26 protein-coding genes are annotated in these 15561 nt (G+C 33.1%); 2 read left to right on the forward strand and 24 right to left on the reverse strand.

Features of this window, described 5'->3' with window-relative positions; translation table 11 throughout:
• The first annotated feature begins 287 nt into the window (after window positions 1-287).
• Window positions 288-1022, forward strand: coding sequence for a 3-oxoacyl-[acyl-carrier-protein] reductase (gene fabG / locus OPR29_RS03810; protein ID WP_254229850.1), 735 nt, complete (start codon window positions 288-290; stop codon window positions 1020-1022).
• A gap of 93 nt (window positions 1023-1115) precedes the next feature.
• Entirely contained in the window at window positions 1116-1451 is a 336-nt protein-coding gene (locus OPR29_RS03815; RefSeq protein ID WP_254229851.1) for a TrbC/VirB2 family protein, read from the forward strand.
• A 1-nt stretch (window position 1452) separates the two neighbouring features.
• On the opposite strand, the gene OPR29_RS03820 is transcribed toward OPR29_RS03815, so the two are convergent.
• The 24 genes from OPR29_RS03820 to rplP form a co-directional block, all read right to left on the reverse strand.
• Window positions 1453-2742 (reverse strand): M48 family metalloprotease, encoded by a 1290-nt coding sequence (locus OPR29_RS03820; protein WP_265025096.1) that lies wholly within the window; start codon window positions 2740-2742, stop codon window positions 1453-1455.
• A gap of 71 nt (window positions 2743-2813) precedes the next feature.
• A complete protein-coding gene (ribB, locus tag OPR29_RS03825) occupies window positions 2814-3458 on the reverse strand; it encodes a 3,4-dihydroxy-2-butanone-4-phosphate synthase (protein WP_007302560.1) in 645 nt (214 codons plus the stop codon).
• A gap of 3 nt (window positions 3459-3461) precedes the next feature.
• Window positions 3462-3956: a transcription elongation factor GreA gene (greA, locus tag OPR29_RS03830; RefSeq protein WP_007302559.1), complete on the reverse strand. Its 495-nt coding sequence runs from the start codon at window positions 3954-3956 to the stop codon at window positions 3462-3464.
• Between the two features lie 9 nt (window positions 3957-3965).
• The gene (atpA, locus tag OPR29_RS03835; protein ID WP_265025097.1) at window positions 3966-5507 is read right to left on the reverse strand and encodes a F0F1 ATP synthase subunit alpha; all 1542 of its coding nucleotides are present in this window, start codon (window positions 5505-5507) and stop codon (window positions 3966-3968) included.
• Window positions 5504-6052: an ATP synthase F1 subunit delta gene (gene atpH, locus OPR29_RS03840; protein WP_007302557.1), complete on the reverse strand. Its 549-nt coding sequence runs from the start codon at window positions 6050-6052 to the stop codon at window positions 5504-5506. Before atpH ends, atpA begins: the two co-directional genes overlap by 4 nt.
• 38 nt (window positions 6053-6090) lie before the next feature.
• Window positions 6091-6444 carry a YraN family protein gene (locus OPR29_RS03845; protein ID WP_010404733.1) on the reverse strand — a complete coding sequence of 118 codons (354 nt, stop codon included), beginning with the start codon at window positions 6442-6444 and terminating at the stop codon, window positions 6091-6093.
• Between the two features lie 11 nt (window positions 6445-6455).
• A complete protein-coding gene (gene rplQ, locus OPR29_RS03850) occupies window positions 6456-6884 on the reverse strand; it encodes a 50S ribosomal protein L17 (RefSeq protein WP_010404731.1) in 429 nt (142 codons plus the stop codon).
• 7 nt (window positions 6885-6891) lie between these two features.
• The gene (locus tag OPR29_RS03855; protein ID WP_265025098.1) at window positions 6892-7959 is read right to left on the reverse strand and encodes a DNA-directed RNA polymerase subunit alpha; all 1068 of its coding nucleotides are present in this window, start codon (window positions 7957-7959) and stop codon (window positions 6892-6894) included.
• Between the two features lie 20 nt (window positions 7960-7979).
• On the reverse strand, window positions 7980-8366 hold the full coding sequence (gene rpsK / locus OPR29_RS03860; RefSeq protein WP_006012273.1) for a 30S ribosomal protein S11: 387 nt from the start codon (window positions 8364-8366) through the stop codon (window positions 7980-7982).
• A 24-nt stretch (window positions 8367-8390) separates the two neighbouring features.
• Complete coding sequence (gene rpsM, locus OPR29_RS03865; protein WP_007302553.1) at window positions 8391-8759, reverse strand: 30S ribosomal protein S13; 369 nt, start codon at window positions 8757-8759, stop codon at window positions 8391-8393.
• 59 nt (window positions 8760-8818) lie between these two features.
• Window positions 8819-9460: an adenylate kinase family protein gene (locus OPR29_RS03870; RefSeq protein WP_007302552.1), complete on the reverse strand. Its 642-nt coding sequence runs from the start codon at window positions 9458-9460 to the stop codon at window positions 8819-8821.
• Complete coding sequence (gene secY / locus OPR29_RS03875) at window positions 9457-10785, reverse strand: preprotein translocase subunit SecY (protein WP_007302551.1); 1329 nt, start codon at window positions 10783-10785, stop codon at window positions 9457-9459. Before secY ends, OPR29_RS03870 begins: the two co-directional genes overlap by 4 nt.
• A 3-nt stretch (window positions 10786-10788) precedes the next feature.
• The gene (rplO, locus tag OPR29_RS03880) at window positions 10789-11259 is read right to left on the reverse strand and encodes a 50S ribosomal protein L15 (RefSeq protein ID WP_019236927.1); all 471 of its coding nucleotides are present in this window, start codon (window positions 11257-11259) and stop codon (window positions 10789-10791) included.
• A gap of 3 nt (window positions 11260-11262) precedes the next feature.
• Window positions 11263-11775, reverse strand: a complete 513-nt coding sequence (rpsE, locus tag OPR29_RS03885) for a 30S ribosomal protein S5 (RefSeq protein ID WP_007302549.1) — start codon at window positions 11773-11775, stop codon at window positions 11263-11265.
• A gap of 12 nt (window positions 11776-11787) precedes the next feature.
• Window positions 11788-12159 carry a 50S ribosomal protein L18 gene (gene rplR, locus OPR29_RS03890; protein WP_007302548.1) on the reverse strand — a complete coding sequence of 124 codons (372 nt, stop codon included), beginning with the start codon at window positions 12157-12159 and terminating at the stop codon, window positions 11788-11790.
• A gap of 5 nt (window positions 12160-12164) precedes the next feature.
• A complete protein-coding gene (rplF, locus tag OPR29_RS03895) occupies window positions 12165-12710 on the reverse strand; it encodes a 50S ribosomal protein L6 (RefSeq protein ID WP_007302547.1) in 546 nt (181 codons plus the stop codon).
• Between the two features lie 16 nt (window positions 12711-12726).
• Window positions 12727-13122 carry a 30S ribosomal protein S8 gene (gene rpsH / locus OPR29_RS03900; RefSeq protein ID WP_007302546.1) on the reverse strand — a complete coding sequence of 132 codons (396 nt, stop codon included), beginning with the start codon at window positions 13120-13122 and terminating at the stop codon, window positions 12727-12729.
• 22 nt (window positions 13123-13144) lie between these two features.
• Window positions 13145-13453 (reverse strand): 30S ribosomal protein S14, encoded by a 309-nt coding sequence (gene rpsN / locus OPR29_RS03905; RefSeq protein ID WP_007302545.1) that lies wholly within the window; start codon window positions 13451-13453, stop codon window positions 13145-13147.
• Between the two features lie 12 nt (window positions 13454-13465).
• On the reverse strand, window positions 13466-14002 hold the full coding sequence (rplE, locus tag OPR29_RS03910; RefSeq protein WP_007302544.1) for a 50S ribosomal protein L5: 537 nt from the start codon (window positions 14000-14002) through the stop codon (window positions 13466-13468).
• Window positions 14003-14008: 6 nt separating this feature from the next.
• Complete coding sequence (gene rplX, locus OPR29_RS03915) at window positions 14009-14326, reverse strand: 50S ribosomal protein L24 (RefSeq protein ID WP_007302543.1); 318 nt, start codon at window positions 14324-14326, stop codon at window positions 14009-14011.
• On the reverse strand, window positions 14326-14685 hold the full coding sequence (gene rplN / locus OPR29_RS03920) for a 50S ribosomal protein L14 (protein ID WP_007302542.1): 360 nt from the start codon (window positions 14683-14685) through the stop codon (window positions 14326-14328). The genes rplX and rplN overlap by 1 nt, the downstream gene beginning before the upstream one ends.
• Before the next feature lie 18 nt (window positions 14686-14703).
• A complete protein-coding gene (rpsQ, locus tag OPR29_RS03925; protein ID WP_007302541.1) occupies window positions 14704-14934 on the reverse strand; it encodes a 30S ribosomal protein S17 in 231 nt (76 codons plus the stop codon).
• Window positions 14927-15130 carry a 50S ribosomal protein L29 gene (gene rpmC / locus OPR29_RS03930; protein ID WP_007302540.1) on the reverse strand — a complete coding sequence of 68 codons (204 nt, stop codon included), beginning with the start codon at window positions 15128-15130 and terminating at the stop codon, window positions 14927-14929. The genes rpsQ and rpmC overlap by 8 nt, the downstream gene beginning before the upstream one ends.
• An 11-nt stretch (window positions 15131-15141) precedes the next feature.
• Window positions 15142-15555: a 50S ribosomal protein L16 gene (gene rplP / locus OPR29_RS03935; RefSeq protein WP_006012233.1), complete on the reverse strand. Its 414-nt coding sequence runs from the start codon at window positions 15553-15555 to the stop codon at window positions 15142-15144.
• Between the last annotated feature and the right edge of the window lie 6 nt (window positions 15556-15561).

Genomic DNA, 15561 nt, shown 5'->3' on the forward strand with positions numbered 1-15561 from the left:
CTCTCTTAAATTACTTTAGCTATAAGTGTTAAGAAATTTACCAATCAAAAAAAGGCAAAAGAATCCACATGGTGCTGATTTTATTACTGTAATTGATAATGTGCTAACGCTTAAACGAAGCGTGTTTAGGCTGAATAGAAAAAAATAAAAAAAGGCATGCAGCCGCCATAATTTCGCCAATAAACACAAGATTTGTCAAGAATCTTCTATTAAATGAAAGTTATGAAAAAAATCTATTGCAAGTCTTTTAATATTCTGTTAAGAGCTGGGATAATATAAAAATTATCATGTTCGGATTAGAAGACAGGAAATTTCTGATTACTGGTGCATCAGGCGGAATAGGGCAGGCAATTGTAGAGGTTATGCATAAAGCCGGAGCAACTTTATGTATCTCTGGCACAAAAAAAGAAGTACTAGAAGAAGTTGCTAAAAAATATGAAAAAAACATTCATGTACTTCCTTGCGACTTATCAAATCCTGAAGAGGTAAATCAACTAATAAATAAAGCAAGTGAGTTGATGAAAGGCTTTGATGGACTCATATTCAATGCAGGCATTACACAAGACAGTTTGGCGTTGAGAATGACAGATGAAGAATGGCAAAAGGTGATTGACATTAATTTGACCTCCACATTTAAGCTAAATAGAGAAGCATGCAAGAAATTAATTAAAAATAATTGGGGAAGAATCATAAATATTTCTTCAATAGTAGGATTGACAGGAAATGCCGGGCAAGCAAATTATGCAGCTTCTAAAGCTGGGATAATAGCCATGAGTAAATCTATAGCAAAAGAAGTTGCAAGTCGCGGTGTAACAGTAAATTGCATTGCTCCTGGGTTTATAGATACTAAGATGACTGAAATTTTAAATGAAAAACAAAAAGAAAAAATATTAGATAATATTCCAATGAAAAGAACGGGAACAGGAGAAGAAATAGCAGCAGGGGTATTGTTTTTAGCAAGCGACGAAGCAAAATATATAACAGGGCATGTGCTTAACATCAATGGTGGGCTATTTATGTAGCAATACTTATTTATGGACAAATTATGAGTTTTACCTTAAAATAAATATATATAAATTTAAATTCACACTAGTTTATTATTTGGAGGCAAAAGAATGAGCTATATAATAAAAAAACTTTTTAATGCTTTATGTATAGTGCTGTTTCTCTCTTTTTCAGATTACGCAAATGCTGCTAATGATATAGATGATACAACTGCCCAAGTAATATGCAATATTATTGGTTATATTTGGGGAATAGGTGGGCCACTTATGACTGTAGTCATAATAGGTGCAGCTTTGCTTGCAATATTTGGTAGAATGCCATGGCCAGCTCTCTTTGCCTTGGGTATGTTTTGTGGTGTATTTTTTGGCGCCAAAACGATTATAATGAAAATTATACCCAATATAAGTACTGAAGTAAAAGATACGTTGGATAAATGCGGAAAGTAATCTAAAAATAAGTGTGTTTTTGTGTGTATTGTTCCTTCATGTCTTCAATCTGTAACAAATAATGACTGTCTTTCGGTAAAGTTTTAACAGCTACCTCAGCGTATTTCATAAATTTCTCTAAATCACCTTCAATACAAGCCTTCTTTGTCAAAGCAAAGTAATACATTGCCATATCAGCGCTACGTTTATATGCAATACTTAAATACTTCCAGACAAAAGCGTTATTTGCTTCTACGCTTGCAATCTGCTCTAGGTAAAAAATTGCCTTCTCTATTTCACCGTGTAATAATAAAGTATGAGATAACGCAAGTTTCACTAAATAGTTATTCTTCTCAGATAAATATCTAAGTGATTCTTCATACATTTTTATTGCTTCACTTAAATTTCCAGCTTTGTATAACATCTCCGCTTTTAATTCATATAAATAAGGATCATTGCGTGACTCTTGAATCAATGAATTAACTTTAGTAATAGCCTCTTCTATCTTTCCTTGCCTATAGTGAATTACAGCATTTACATACTTAGAACTACCTTCATATTTATTAGATAACACATGAATAGGAGCAAAGAAAGAGTCTAGCTTTGCAACCATACGCTCAAACTTCAGCAATTTATCTGCAAGGATTGGTTTTATATTGTTTTTAACCTTATAATTCTGTACAGCAAATATACGCTTATCACTAAGTGGGTGAGTGCGGAAATACTCTTCAGTGTTTTCATGCTCAATACTCTTAAAATAGTCAAAAATCTCTTTCATACCCAAATTATCATAGCCAGATTCATCTAGGTATCTTAAAGCATAGCTATCTGCTACACTCTCTTGCTCTTGAGAATAGTTAAAAAACAACCTTGAACTAAGCGTTACACCACTAAGCAAGATTGCACTCGCAACCTGAGGGTTAATGACAATACTAGAAACTAATCCTACCATATAACTAATCATTGCTATTGATTGAAAATAACCTACAGCACTACTCATTTGTAATACATGACCAGCAGATATATGAGCAATTTCATGTGCTAATATACCAAGTAAGACATAAGGTTCAGTCGAATATTGTAAAAGCCCTAAATGAATGAAAATGCTATTATTGTTAATTACAAAAGCATTAATCGATCTATCATCAACTATAAAAACTTTTATTTTATCATTATCAATACCCGCAGCAGAAAATAAAGGTTGCGCTAGATCCTTAACTACCGCTTCCACTTCACTATCTCTAATAATACTAACAGAGTAAGCGCTATTACAGTATACGAAAAAAAATAGTAAAACAAAAAGCTTAGACATGGAAATTCCTTGTTTGTATAACTTTGAGGAATTTTATATTTTAACACTTAAACTATACGAATCTATAAACGCTAGTTTAAATTTTGAACGTAACTGATAAGTTTATCAATGGTAGTTAACTTAATATTATGTTGTTCAGCAAATTCAAGCAACTGGGGTAAGCGCATCATAGAGCCATCATCATTCACTAATTCACAAATAACTGCAGAATGATTACATCCCACTAACTTAGCTATCTCAACACTTGCTTCAGTATGACCAGCACGTTGCTCTACTCCACCCTCATGTGCAATCACAGGAAAAATATGACCGGGAGTTATAATGTCATCCTGAGTTCTATTTTTATCAATAGCAACATGTATAGTTTTTGTTCTATCCTCAGCTGAAACACCCGTAGTAATACCATAACGTGCATCAATTGATGTAGTAAAAGCAGTATGATTTTCACCAACATTTTTTTTTTCCATGAAACTAAGGCCTAACCTTTTCATGTGAACTTTAGTCATTGCTAAGCAAACAATCCCTGTACCGTATCTAACCATAAAAGCCACATGTTCTGGCTCTAATTTCTCAGCTAATACAATCAGATCACCTTCATTCTCTCTGTTTTCATCGTCAACTAAAATGAATAATTTACCAGAACTAGCATCCCTCAATACATCTTCCACAGAAGAAATACCAGGTAGACTAATTGAAGGATAAGTTACTTGTACCATGATTTACTTAAACTCAATCTTAACTATTTTATACAATTTCTCTCCATTTGGCACTATCACTTCCACATACTCACCAACTTTTTTGCCAATTAAAGCACTACCGAGTGGTGAATCCGTAGAGATCAACTGCTTTGAAGCATCAGCTTCATACCCACCTACAATCTTATAAACATATTCTATTTCACTGTTATCATCACCGAGCATGCTTACCGTAACAGTTGCACCAAACATTACTGTATCACCAGACAAATTTTTTACTTCTATCACTTCTGCATGTGAAAGTTTACTCTCTACCTCAATTATGCGGCCTTCAATAAAACTTAATCTTTCCCGTGCTGCATGATATTCTGCATTTTCAGATAAATCGCCTTGATCACGAGCATCAGAAATAGCCTGTATGATAGAAGGTTTTTCTTCCTTTAATTTCTCAAGTTCGACTTGCATACTCTCAAAACCTTCCCTTGTAATAGGAAACTTGTTAACAATGGATGAAGTCATAATCACCGCCTAAACGCAATTAAATTGAGTGACAAAATCACTCACAATACCAAGAATATCATCTTTTATATCATCATTCATGTCACCTGACAACTTTTTTAAAACTCCAGGGTGAACAGTTTGAAAATAATTGATAAGATCACACTCGAACCTATTGATGTTGCTCACCTGTACCTTATTTAATTGACCATACAGATTAGAAAAGATATACATAAGCAATACTTGCTCTTCTATTTGCATAGGTGAATACTGTTTTTGCTTTAATAATTCAATAAGGTATTTACCTTTGTTTAAGGACAATTGAACAGTAGCATCAAGATCAGAACCAAATTTAGCAAAGTCTTCCAGTTCTCTATATTGGGCCAAACTCAGCTTTATAGAACCAGCAACTTTTTTCACAGATTTCAATTGTGCAGCAGAGCCAACCCGAGAAACCGATAAACCTATATTCACTGCAGGGCGAAATCCTTTGTGAAACAATTCAGACTCAAGAAAAATTTGTCCATCGGTAATTGAAATCACATTAGTTGGAACATATGCAGATACATCACCAGCCTGAGTCTCAATAATCGGCAAAGCAGTCAAAGATCCCTGTCCTTTTTCATCAGACATTTTGGCAGCTCTTTCAAGCAAGCGAGAGTGTACATAGAATATATCTCCAGGATAAGCTTCACGACCAGGAGGACGTCTGAGCAATAAGGACATCTGCCTATATGCCACAGCATGCTTAGATAAATCATCATATACCACCAAGCAATGCATTCCATTATCACGGAAAAATTCTCCAATAGTGCAACCGGTATAAGGTGCTAAAAATTGCATAGGCGCGCAGTCAGATGCGCTAGCCACAACTACGGTTGTATACTCTAATGCTCCACTTTCTTTTAGCTTATTCACCACTTTTGCTACTGTCGAAATTTTTTGTCCAATAGCAACATAAACACAGTAAATTTTTTGATTTTCGTTTACCTCATCATTAATCTTCTTCTGATTGATAATAGTATCAATCGCAATAGTGGTTTTACCAATTTGTCTATCGCCAATAATTAATTCACGTTGCCCTCTACCTATAGGAATCAACAAATCTATAATTTTAATTCCTGTCTGCAGAGGTTCATGCACAGATTTACGGTCAATAATACCTGGCGCTTTAGATTCTATATACATTTTGTTCTTGGCTCTAATTTCTCCGCCATCGTCTATAGGATCGCCTAATGCATTTACAACTCTCCCTAATAATTCATGACCTACAGGCACCTGTACAACATCACCACTACATTTTACAACGTCCCCTTCTTTTACATCACGGTCATTGCCAAGCACAACTATTCCAGCTGTATCATGATCTAAATCAAGAACTATTCCTTCTACACCGCTTGCAAAAGATACCTTTTCACCAAACTTTGCTTTTTCCAGCCCATAGACCAATGTGATACCATCCGTTACTGAAATTACTTCACCTATATTTTCTCGTTTTATAGGATTATCAAATGTCTCAACCTTCTCTCTTATTATGTTTACTACTTCAGAGGCATTTATGCTATTCTTCATATACAATTCCTTATTTTCAACATTTCCATTTTACTCAAATCAACCAATCTATCCAAATAACTCTTAAGCGAAGCATCAATCACGTTAAAACCATACCTAACTACAAAGCCACCTAGTATAGAAGGATCAACCACATGACTGACTTTTATTATTTTACCAAGAAAGTTCAAAGATTCAGTAATTATTTTTATATCAGGTTTCTTTAAAATCTCTGCTGATTTTATAGTAATTTCCAATTCATTTTCACTTTCCCTTACAAGATTTAAGAATTTTTCTAATATAAGGATTAATAAACGGGAGCGCTTGTTTGCAAGTGTAACCATAATAAATTTGACTAAGTTTTCACTCAAGTTCTCCTTTATAGAAAGTATCGCTTCTTTTTTGTGCAAAAGAGAAACCATAGGATGAGATAGATACACAAAAACATCTTGATCTTTAAAAAAAGCTAACAAAAATTCTACTTCTTTTCTTATAATACCTAATCTGCTTCCTGAGACATGAAACAGTGCTCTAGCATAAGATGAAACTAAATTATTGTTTTTCATATTCAATTACCTGTTCTAGTAAATCTAAATTATTTTAGCTACCATTGTTCAATCCAAGCATTTTTTATATAAATAGGTCTTCTCCTTAAGGAAAGAAAACATAAATCATATCTGACTGAATAATCTAAAAAATCAAGATTTTTACTTAAGAAATATTTAGAAGAATTTATAATAGACTGACACTGAAAATGAGATATCGGTACTTCTTTTCCAAATAAACTTGTTTTAACTTCTATAAAAATCAGCTCCCTTTTTTTAGATACAATTAAGTCAATTTCACCCAACTTACAACGGAAGCGACGTTTTATAACATTATAGAATTTCAGCTTTAAATATATCGAAACTAACAATTCTCCAAAGTAACCTACAAAATAGCGTAACCTACTTACCATAAAAAGAATAATTAGCTTTGTGTAACTACTTTGCTTCCTTTTTTATTTTTACTATAAATCTCACCTTTTGCTGAAATATCTCTATCAACTAGCTCTATCACTGCCATTGGAGCGCAATCACCCTTTCGAGTACCAAATTTTATTATTCTAGAATATCCACCTTTACGGTCTTGATAACGATTAGCTAGAACGCTTAATAATTTATCAACTACTAACTTACTATTATGAAGACGTGAAAGCAAAAGCCTTCTACCATGTAAAGAATCGTTATTCTTAGCAATTGTAATAAACTTTTCCACATATGGACGAAGTGCTTTAGCCTTTGGTAAAGTAGTTACAATCTGCTCATGATTAATTAACGAGATAGATAGATTCTTTAACATTGATAACCTATGCTCGGTACAACGAGACAGTTTATTTTTCTTTATTCCATGTTTCATATACTACCTAATCCTCATCAGTATGTTGTTTAGCCAGTTCATCTATATCCTTAGGCGGCCAATTTGGTATATTCATACCCAAAGACAAACCTGAATTATTTAAAATTGCCTTGATTTCATTCAAAGACTTTCGGCCAAAATTAGCAGTTCTTAACATTTCAACTTCCGTCTTTTGCACAAGATCACCTATATAAGTGATATTTTCATTTTTCAGACAGTTATGAGATCTAACAGATAATTCCATTTCATCTACTTTACGCAATAGAACAGGATCATAGCCCAAATCTTTAGCACCACTAGACAAAGAAACCTGCGATTTTTTATAACTCATATCAGAACTAATAAAAGGCTGAAATTGCTCCTGTAATATTCTTGCAGCATAGTCAACAGCTTGACTTGGAGAGATTGTACCATCAGTTTCAATTGACAATATCAGCTTATCTTTATCAGTAACTTGACCAACACGACTATTCTCTACTCTATACGAAACCCTCTCAACAGGACTATATAAAGCATTAACTGGAATAAAACCAATTAAATCTTGTTCATTCATAGACTTTAAAAATTCATTTTCTTTATATTTATTTACAGAAAGATAACCTTTTCCACTAGCAATATATATAGTAATGTTAAGCTCCACATCTTGACCTAGTGTACATATCACCAAATCTTTATTAACAATAGAGCATTGGTCATCAGTTTCTATCATTCCAGCTAATACTTGACAAGGCCCTTTAGCGCTCAAATTTAAGCACTTATTAGACGTGTTATTTAACTTACATCTCAACATGCCCATATTTAATGCTATATCAGTTATGTCTTCCCTAACTCCTTGGATCGAAGTAAATTCATGATTCACGCCTTCAATTTTTATTCCATAAACAGCACTACCGGGAAGAGAAGACAACATTACACGCCTTAATGCATGACCCAACGTTAAAGCAAAACCACTTTCCAAAGGTTCTAGAACTATATCACTTTTTTTACTTGAATCACCTGATATTACCTTAATCGCATTAGGCTTAGTTAATCTATCTAAATTTCCACAGAAAGAGACATTATCACTATAATACATACAAAAACCTTCCAAATATCCTATACTCTTCTTTTTTTCCTTAGTCTACACCCATTATGAGGTATCGCCGTTTTATCTGCAATTGAAGTGACAGTCAATCCACAATTCCGAAGTGCTTTAACTGCAGCTTCTGCACCAAAACCAGGACCACGAATTATTACAGAAACAACCTTCATACCAAATCTCTCTATTACTTTCTTCGCAGCAGAATCGGCAACCTTACCTGCAGCATAAGGTGTGGATTTTCTCGAACCAGAAAAACCACATGCACCAACAGAAGTCTGGTAAAGCGTATTACCACAAACATCAGTCACATTTACAAAAGTATTATTAAAAGTTGCACGAATATGGACAATACCAGTAATAAACCTTTTTGTATTCTTACCAACCGTTTTAACTTTTTTCATAAAAACTCACGATAATAACAAATTTTATTTTTTTCCAGCAATAGGCAATTTAGATCTGCCTTTACGAGTTTTAGCATTAGTATGGGTTCTTTGTCCCCTCACAGGCAAACCTTTTCTATGCCTTAATCCTCTATAGCAACCGATTTCCATTAAAGATTTTATATCCATAGCTACTTTTTTTCTGAGCTCACCCTCTATGACATATTTTTGCCTAATAAAACTACTAATTTTCTCTATATCTTCATCTTGTAATTCTAAAACACGCTTACGCTCATCAATTTTACAGCTACGACAAATTATATTCGCAGTAGTAATACCTATACCATGTATATAAGTTAATGCAAAAGGAACACACTTCTTCACTGGAACATTTATGCCTGCAATACGTGCCACTGATACCTCGATACTTTATTAATAATAACTCTTAATTTATACCATAAAACAACTTATAGTCAAATCAAATTACAAGAAATTTTACTTTCAATCTCTTGCATTACTCTATCAACACTCAAATTAGCGTTAATTGTTAACAACTTGTCCTTATAATACTCGCGCAAACCCTCTATCTGAGAATGATATTCTCTTATCCTCTTATTAATTGCAAGCATATTAGCATCATCAATTCTCTTCTCCAATCTCGTACTTTTACATTTAGCACAAGTAGTATTCTTAAAAGAAGATATACTATATATACTTTTACAATCCAAACAAGTAAGACGATCTTTTAATCTATCAATTGCAATATTATCGTCAAGCTGCAACTCAATTACAAGATCAACATCCCTATTGCATCTTTTTTGCAAAACTTGAGTTAAAAAATGAGCTTGATTTAAATTTCTTGGAAAACCATCTAACAAAAAATCACCATCTATTAATGCAAGCTGGTCACACAATAATTTACATATAACTTCATCTTGAATTAAATTACCAGATTCAACAGTATCCTTTATTCCTTTACCTAATTTACTCTCACTAGATATAATATTCCTTAATAAATCTCCTACTGAAACTAATTTAAAATTATACTTTGCTATTAACAAACTGGACTGAGTACCCTTACCAGAGCCAGGAGGACCAAAAATTGTAATAATCACTTTAGTCTCCTTGTTTTAGACTCATATTTCTTTATCCAACTATCGTACCTATTTGAAAAAACATAAGATTGTACTTGCATAATAGTATCAGTAATAACGTTAACTATAATCAGCAAGCTCGTCCCACCAAAAATAAATGGTATATCATAATGATACCTCATAATTTCAGGTACAGTACATATTACCACCAAATACGCAGACCCAATAAATGTTAATTTAAAAACTATATCTTGAAGATAATCAGAAGTATGTTTTCCAGGCCCTCTACCAGGAATAAAACCACCATTTTTCCTAAGAAAATCAGCATTTTCCTCTGGATTAAATATAAAATTGGTATAGAAAAAATTAAAAAGCACTATGAGTATTAAGTAAGTTATAATGTACATCACTTTATTTGCCATAAAGTAGTTTAAAATAAAATCAGCAATGGCATGACCTTTATAGAAATTTGCAATTGAAATAGGCGTTAATAGAATTGCGTTAGCAAAAATAGTTGGTATTACACCAGATAAATTGATCTTCAATGGAATGTAAGTAAAATCATCATTATGTAATTTTTTAAACTGTTTTTTGGGATATTGAACAATTACCTTTCTATAAGAAGATTCTGTAAAAATGACTAAAAGGAGCAGTAAAAAAAACAATGCTATAACAAAAAGGGTAATGAAAAATGACATACTACCATTTTTATTTAATGTTAGCAGAGATGATAAAGCATTATGTAATTCAGATGTTATGCCAGTAAAAATGATTAATGAGATACCATTTCCTATACCGCTCACACTGATCCGCTCACCAAGCCATATTAAAAATATAGTTCCACCTAAAAGGCTAAAGACACCTATAGTACGAAACATAATACCAGGTTCAACTACAACTAATACCCCTTCTCTATTCATTCTTTCTAACCCTATTAAGATCGTAATTGATTGAAAGATACAAAACACTATAGTCATATAGCGTATATAAGAGTTCATCTTTCGACGTCCCAACTCTCCGTCATTTTTAATTTCATTGATTCCTTTAACGGCAGAAGATAATAATTGCATAACTATGGATGCAACTATGTATGGCATAACGTTTAACGCCAAGATCGTCATTCTAGCTAAAGCGCCACCAGAAAATAAATTAAATACTCCAAAAACACCAGAACTCTCTTTTGGAAATATATCATTGATTATATCAAGATTAATTCCAGGAATAGGAACATAAGTGCCTAAACGATAACAAACTAAAGCCATTAGAGTAAAAAATATACGCTTTAGTAAATCACTTTTATATAACAGCGTAGAATCCAAACTATTAAATGCAAATTTACTGTTCATGATTTACGATAGTATTTCTACACTACCACCAACTGAAGCTACAGATCTTTTTGCAGCTTCTGATGCAAAATCAACATGAAACACAAATTTTTCGCTTAATTTACCCTTATTAAGAAGTTTGATTTTACTTTTAACAGATCTGATAAAACCTAACTTATGCAGTAGCTCCTTATCTATGATAGAATCCTTGACTATTTTTTTAGCTTCCATTAAGCACTGTACATCCCCAACATTAAATATAGAGTATAAGTTTTTGCGTATAGGCTTAAAACCTCTTTTAGGTAAACGAGTATATATAGACTGCTGTCCACCTTCAAAACCATTTATAGAAACGCCACTTCTCGCTTTCTGCCCTTTATGCCCCCTACCGGATGTTTTACCTTTACCACAACCAATACCTCTACCTAATAATTTAGGCTTCTTTTTCTTAGATAATTTGGTAAATATAGAATTTAATTTTACAGCATCATTCATAGTTTACCTATTTCCAACTATCTCACTAATCTTTTTACCCCTCTTACCTGCCACTTGGCGAGGAGATAACATAACATCAAAAGCCTTAAATACTGCACATATAATATTATGAGGATCATTTGATCTAGTAGACTTAGCTACCACATCCTTTATACCTAATACCTCAAAAACCGACCTCATTGCTCCACCAGCAATAATACCTGTTCCAGCTCTTGCAGCTCTTAAAACTATCTCACCAGAACAGAATTTAGCTTTAATATCATGATGTAAAGTTCTACCTTCACGTAAGTACACCCTAATCATCGACTTCTTTGCAGCATTTAAAGCTTTCACTCTTGCTTCAGCAACCTCTGCGTGTTTACCTATTCCACATCCTACCCTACCCTTACCATCACCAACAACAACCAAAGTTGAAAATGAAAATCTTCTACCACCTTTAGTAACCGTTGTTACCCTTCGGACTGAAACCAAAAGTTCTGATAAATCATTATTATTTTGTAAATTCTTTACAGCCATATTTAAAACCTTCTAAAATTTAAATCCAGAGCTTCTTAAAGCCTCAGCAAATTGAGAAATCAATCCTGTATACTTATATGCTCCCCGATCAAAGACGAACCGCTGCTGCAATTTTGTACTAGGGAGACGCTCAATCAATAAAGAAGAAACCTGTTTTATAGTTTCAGCATTAACCCTACCTTTACATACATTCCTAATTTTATCATCCAAAGTAGAAGCAGAAGCTAGGGTTGTTCCTTTTGCATCGTTAATCAACTGAACATAGAAATGTTTATTAGACTTAAATATGGATATACGTAAACGCCCAGCGCTCTTATCGAGCTTCGCTCTATTACGAAGTTTCCTTTTTTCATAGCTACTTAAAAAATTATACAATCTTTTCATTTTAATTACTTCTTTTTATTTACAACCTTACGCAGCATAAATTTGCCTTTTATTACAATACCCTTACCTTTATAAGGATCATATTTTCTAATTTTGCATATATCAGAAGCCACCATATAGACTTTTTGCTTATCCATACCGCGAATCACTAAATGAGTTGGCTTTATACACTTAATCTCAACGTCTTTAGGCACTTTATACTTAATATTATGACTATAACCAAGATATAAAGTCAAATACTTATCATCACATTCTGCTTTATACCCCACACCATTAATCTCAAGATCAACAGAAAAATCATTAACCATACCGTTAATCATGTTATTAATATTACTTCTATAAGTGCCCCATATAGATTTTATTTTATCATAATCATCCCTGCCTTGATCAACAGAAAGTAACAATTGATTATCAACTATCTGACACAGAATGCCACTACACAAGTTCAGCTCTTTTTCTGCCCTAACACTTCTTATTAATACCCTACCATTATTATATTCAACTGAAAGATCAGCAGGAATATTGATAGGTGCGGCACCTATACGAGACATACATTTCTCCTATCATTTAAAATACACGACACAAAACTTCTCCACCAACTTTTAATCTACGTGCATTATAATCGGTCATCACTCCTTTCGGTGTAGATATAATAAAAATTCCAAGACCATTATATGCTTTAGAAATGTCCTTACACTTAGAATAATAACGACAACCGGGCTTTGATACCCTAGCTATATCATTAATCACAGGTGATTTATCATAATACTTCAACTGCACAACAAGGGAAGGGATACTATCACTCTCTTGCTTTTCATAATTAAGAATATACCCTTCCTCTTTTAAGATCTTCAATATAGAAGAATTCACTTTAGAGAATAGGACTCTTGTTTCCCTATGCATTGCCAATTGAGCATTACGTATTCTTGTTAAAAAATCACCAATACCATCAGATAACGACACTATTACACTCCTTATATCACATTTACCAACTAGATTTTGTAACCCCTGGAACTTGTCCAAAAGAACACAAATCACGTAAAACAATCCTACATAAACCAAATTTTCTATATACTCCTCTCGGCCTACCAGTTAAAGCGCATCTATTCCTAATTCTGATTTTAGAAGAATCTCTAGGCAATTTTTTAATCAGCTTACTTTGAGCTGCAAACCTTTTTGCAATAGATAAATCCTTATTATTCATTATAGATTTTAATTCTTCCCTTCTCTCCCTATATTGATCGCATAACTTTATTCTACGAAGATTCTTCTGTATCATGGATTTTTTTGCCATATATATTTTCTCTCAATTATCAAAAAAAGGGAATTTAAGAGCCAGTAATAATTCCTTTGCTTCCTTATCACTAACTGCACTTGTTATAATATTAATATCCATACCTCTAATTTTACTTATTTTATCATAGTCTATTTCTAAAAATGATATATGCTCCTTGATACCAAAGGAAAAATTACCATGACCATCAAATTGCTTCACACTAAACCCTCTAAAATCTTTTTCCCTTGGCAAAGCAATATATATTAATCTTTCTAAGAATTCATACATTTTGTTTCTACGCAAAGTCACTTTACAACCTACAGTTGCACCTTTTCTAATTTTGAAACCAGAAATAGATTTTTTTGCAAAGGTTAACACAGGCTTTTGCCCAGCAATCGAATGTAGATTATCAAATGGCTCATTTATCGCTTTATTGTCCGTAGCAGCATCTCCAACGCCCATATTGATACACACCTTGACAAGTTTAGGCACTTGCATTACATTGCTGTAATTAAACTTATCCTTTAAGGATTTTACTATATTATCTTTATACAATTGTTTAAACATATCAACCTAATCTATCACTTCTCCAGAAACTTTTGCAAAACGCACTTTTCTACCATCTATAATCTTAAATCCTACTTTAGTTGGAGTTTTATACTTAGGATCCAATATTGCAACATTGGATACATCAATAGCTAACTCTTTATTGAATATACCACCACCACTACCAGCTCTTGGTTTAGTATGTCTCTTACACACATTTACGCCAGAAACAACTACTTTCTTTTTAGCATTACGTATTATAACTTTGATTACCTTACCAATTTTTTTCTTATCTTTACCAGTTAAAACTATAATATCATCACCACTTTTTATTTTAGCACTCATTATAAAACCTCATCAGCTAATGACATTATTTTCATAAAAGAACCAGATAATAACTTTTTTACTGGACCAAACACCCGAGTGCCAAGTGGTTCACCTTGATCATTAATTAAAACCACAGCATTGCTAGAAAAACGAATTACAGAACCATCAGATTTCTTAACACTATTTTTTACTCTAACAACAACTGCTTTATATACTTTTCCTTTTTCAACTTTACCTTTTGGGTTAATAGACTTAGTAGATATAATAATCGTATCACCTACAGATGCAGATTTCCTACCACCTAACAAGCCAATACAAAGCACTGCACGCGCACCAGAATTATCAGCTACTTCTAACAATGTATTTTTTTGAATCATATAAATACCTATTCCTTTTTAGCTATTGATAACAACCCATTTTTTAGTAACAGAAATAGGCTTATGTTCCTGTATTAAAACCCTATCTCCCTTTTTGCAACTATTATTCTCATCATGTGCTGTATACTTCTTGTATTTTTTAATAACTTTTTTATACAGCCTATCCTTATACACTTGTAACACCGAAACCTTTACAGTCTTATCAGAGTCAGCCTTAGTTACGACACCATAAAAAACCTTCTTAGGCATTTTTTCCCTCTCTCTTTCTTCTATTTAATACAGTTAGACTACGAGCTATGCTCTTTCTTATTAAGCTAAAACGCGAAAAATTGTTGCACTGGCCAAGTTTTTTTTGAAAAGCCAAATTAACAAATTCTTTCCTCAAATTCACAAGAAGTTCATGTAATCCTTGTGAAGATTCTGATTCAAATTTAACTATATCCATTGCAACTCCATTCAATTATGATTAGATATAAATTTACACTTCATAGGAAGCTTAGCAGTCGCTTTTTCAAGGGCCAATCTTGCTAAATGCATGGGAACATCACTACTAATTTCAAACAAAACCCTACCGGGCTTAGCTTTAAATACCCAAAATTCAACACTACCTTTCCCTTTACCCATACGTACATCTGCTGGCTTTTTACTAACCGGGGTATCAGGAAAAATTCTTATCCACACTTTACCAGAGCGTTTTAACGTTCTAGATATTACGCGCCTTGCAGTTTCAATATGCTTAGACTGAACCTTACCTACTTCCATAGCTTTTAATCCATAATCTCCAAAAGACAGCGTGCTACCACCCTTAGCATTACCCTTGATTCTCCCCTTAAATACCTTTTTATATTTACTCTTTTTGGGAACAAACATTTCAAT

Source organism: Wolbachia endosymbiont (group B) of Pammene fasciana (assembly GCF_947251495.1).
GTDB lineage: Bacteria > Pseudomonadota > Alphaproteobacteria > Rickettsiales > Anaplasmataceae > Wolbachia.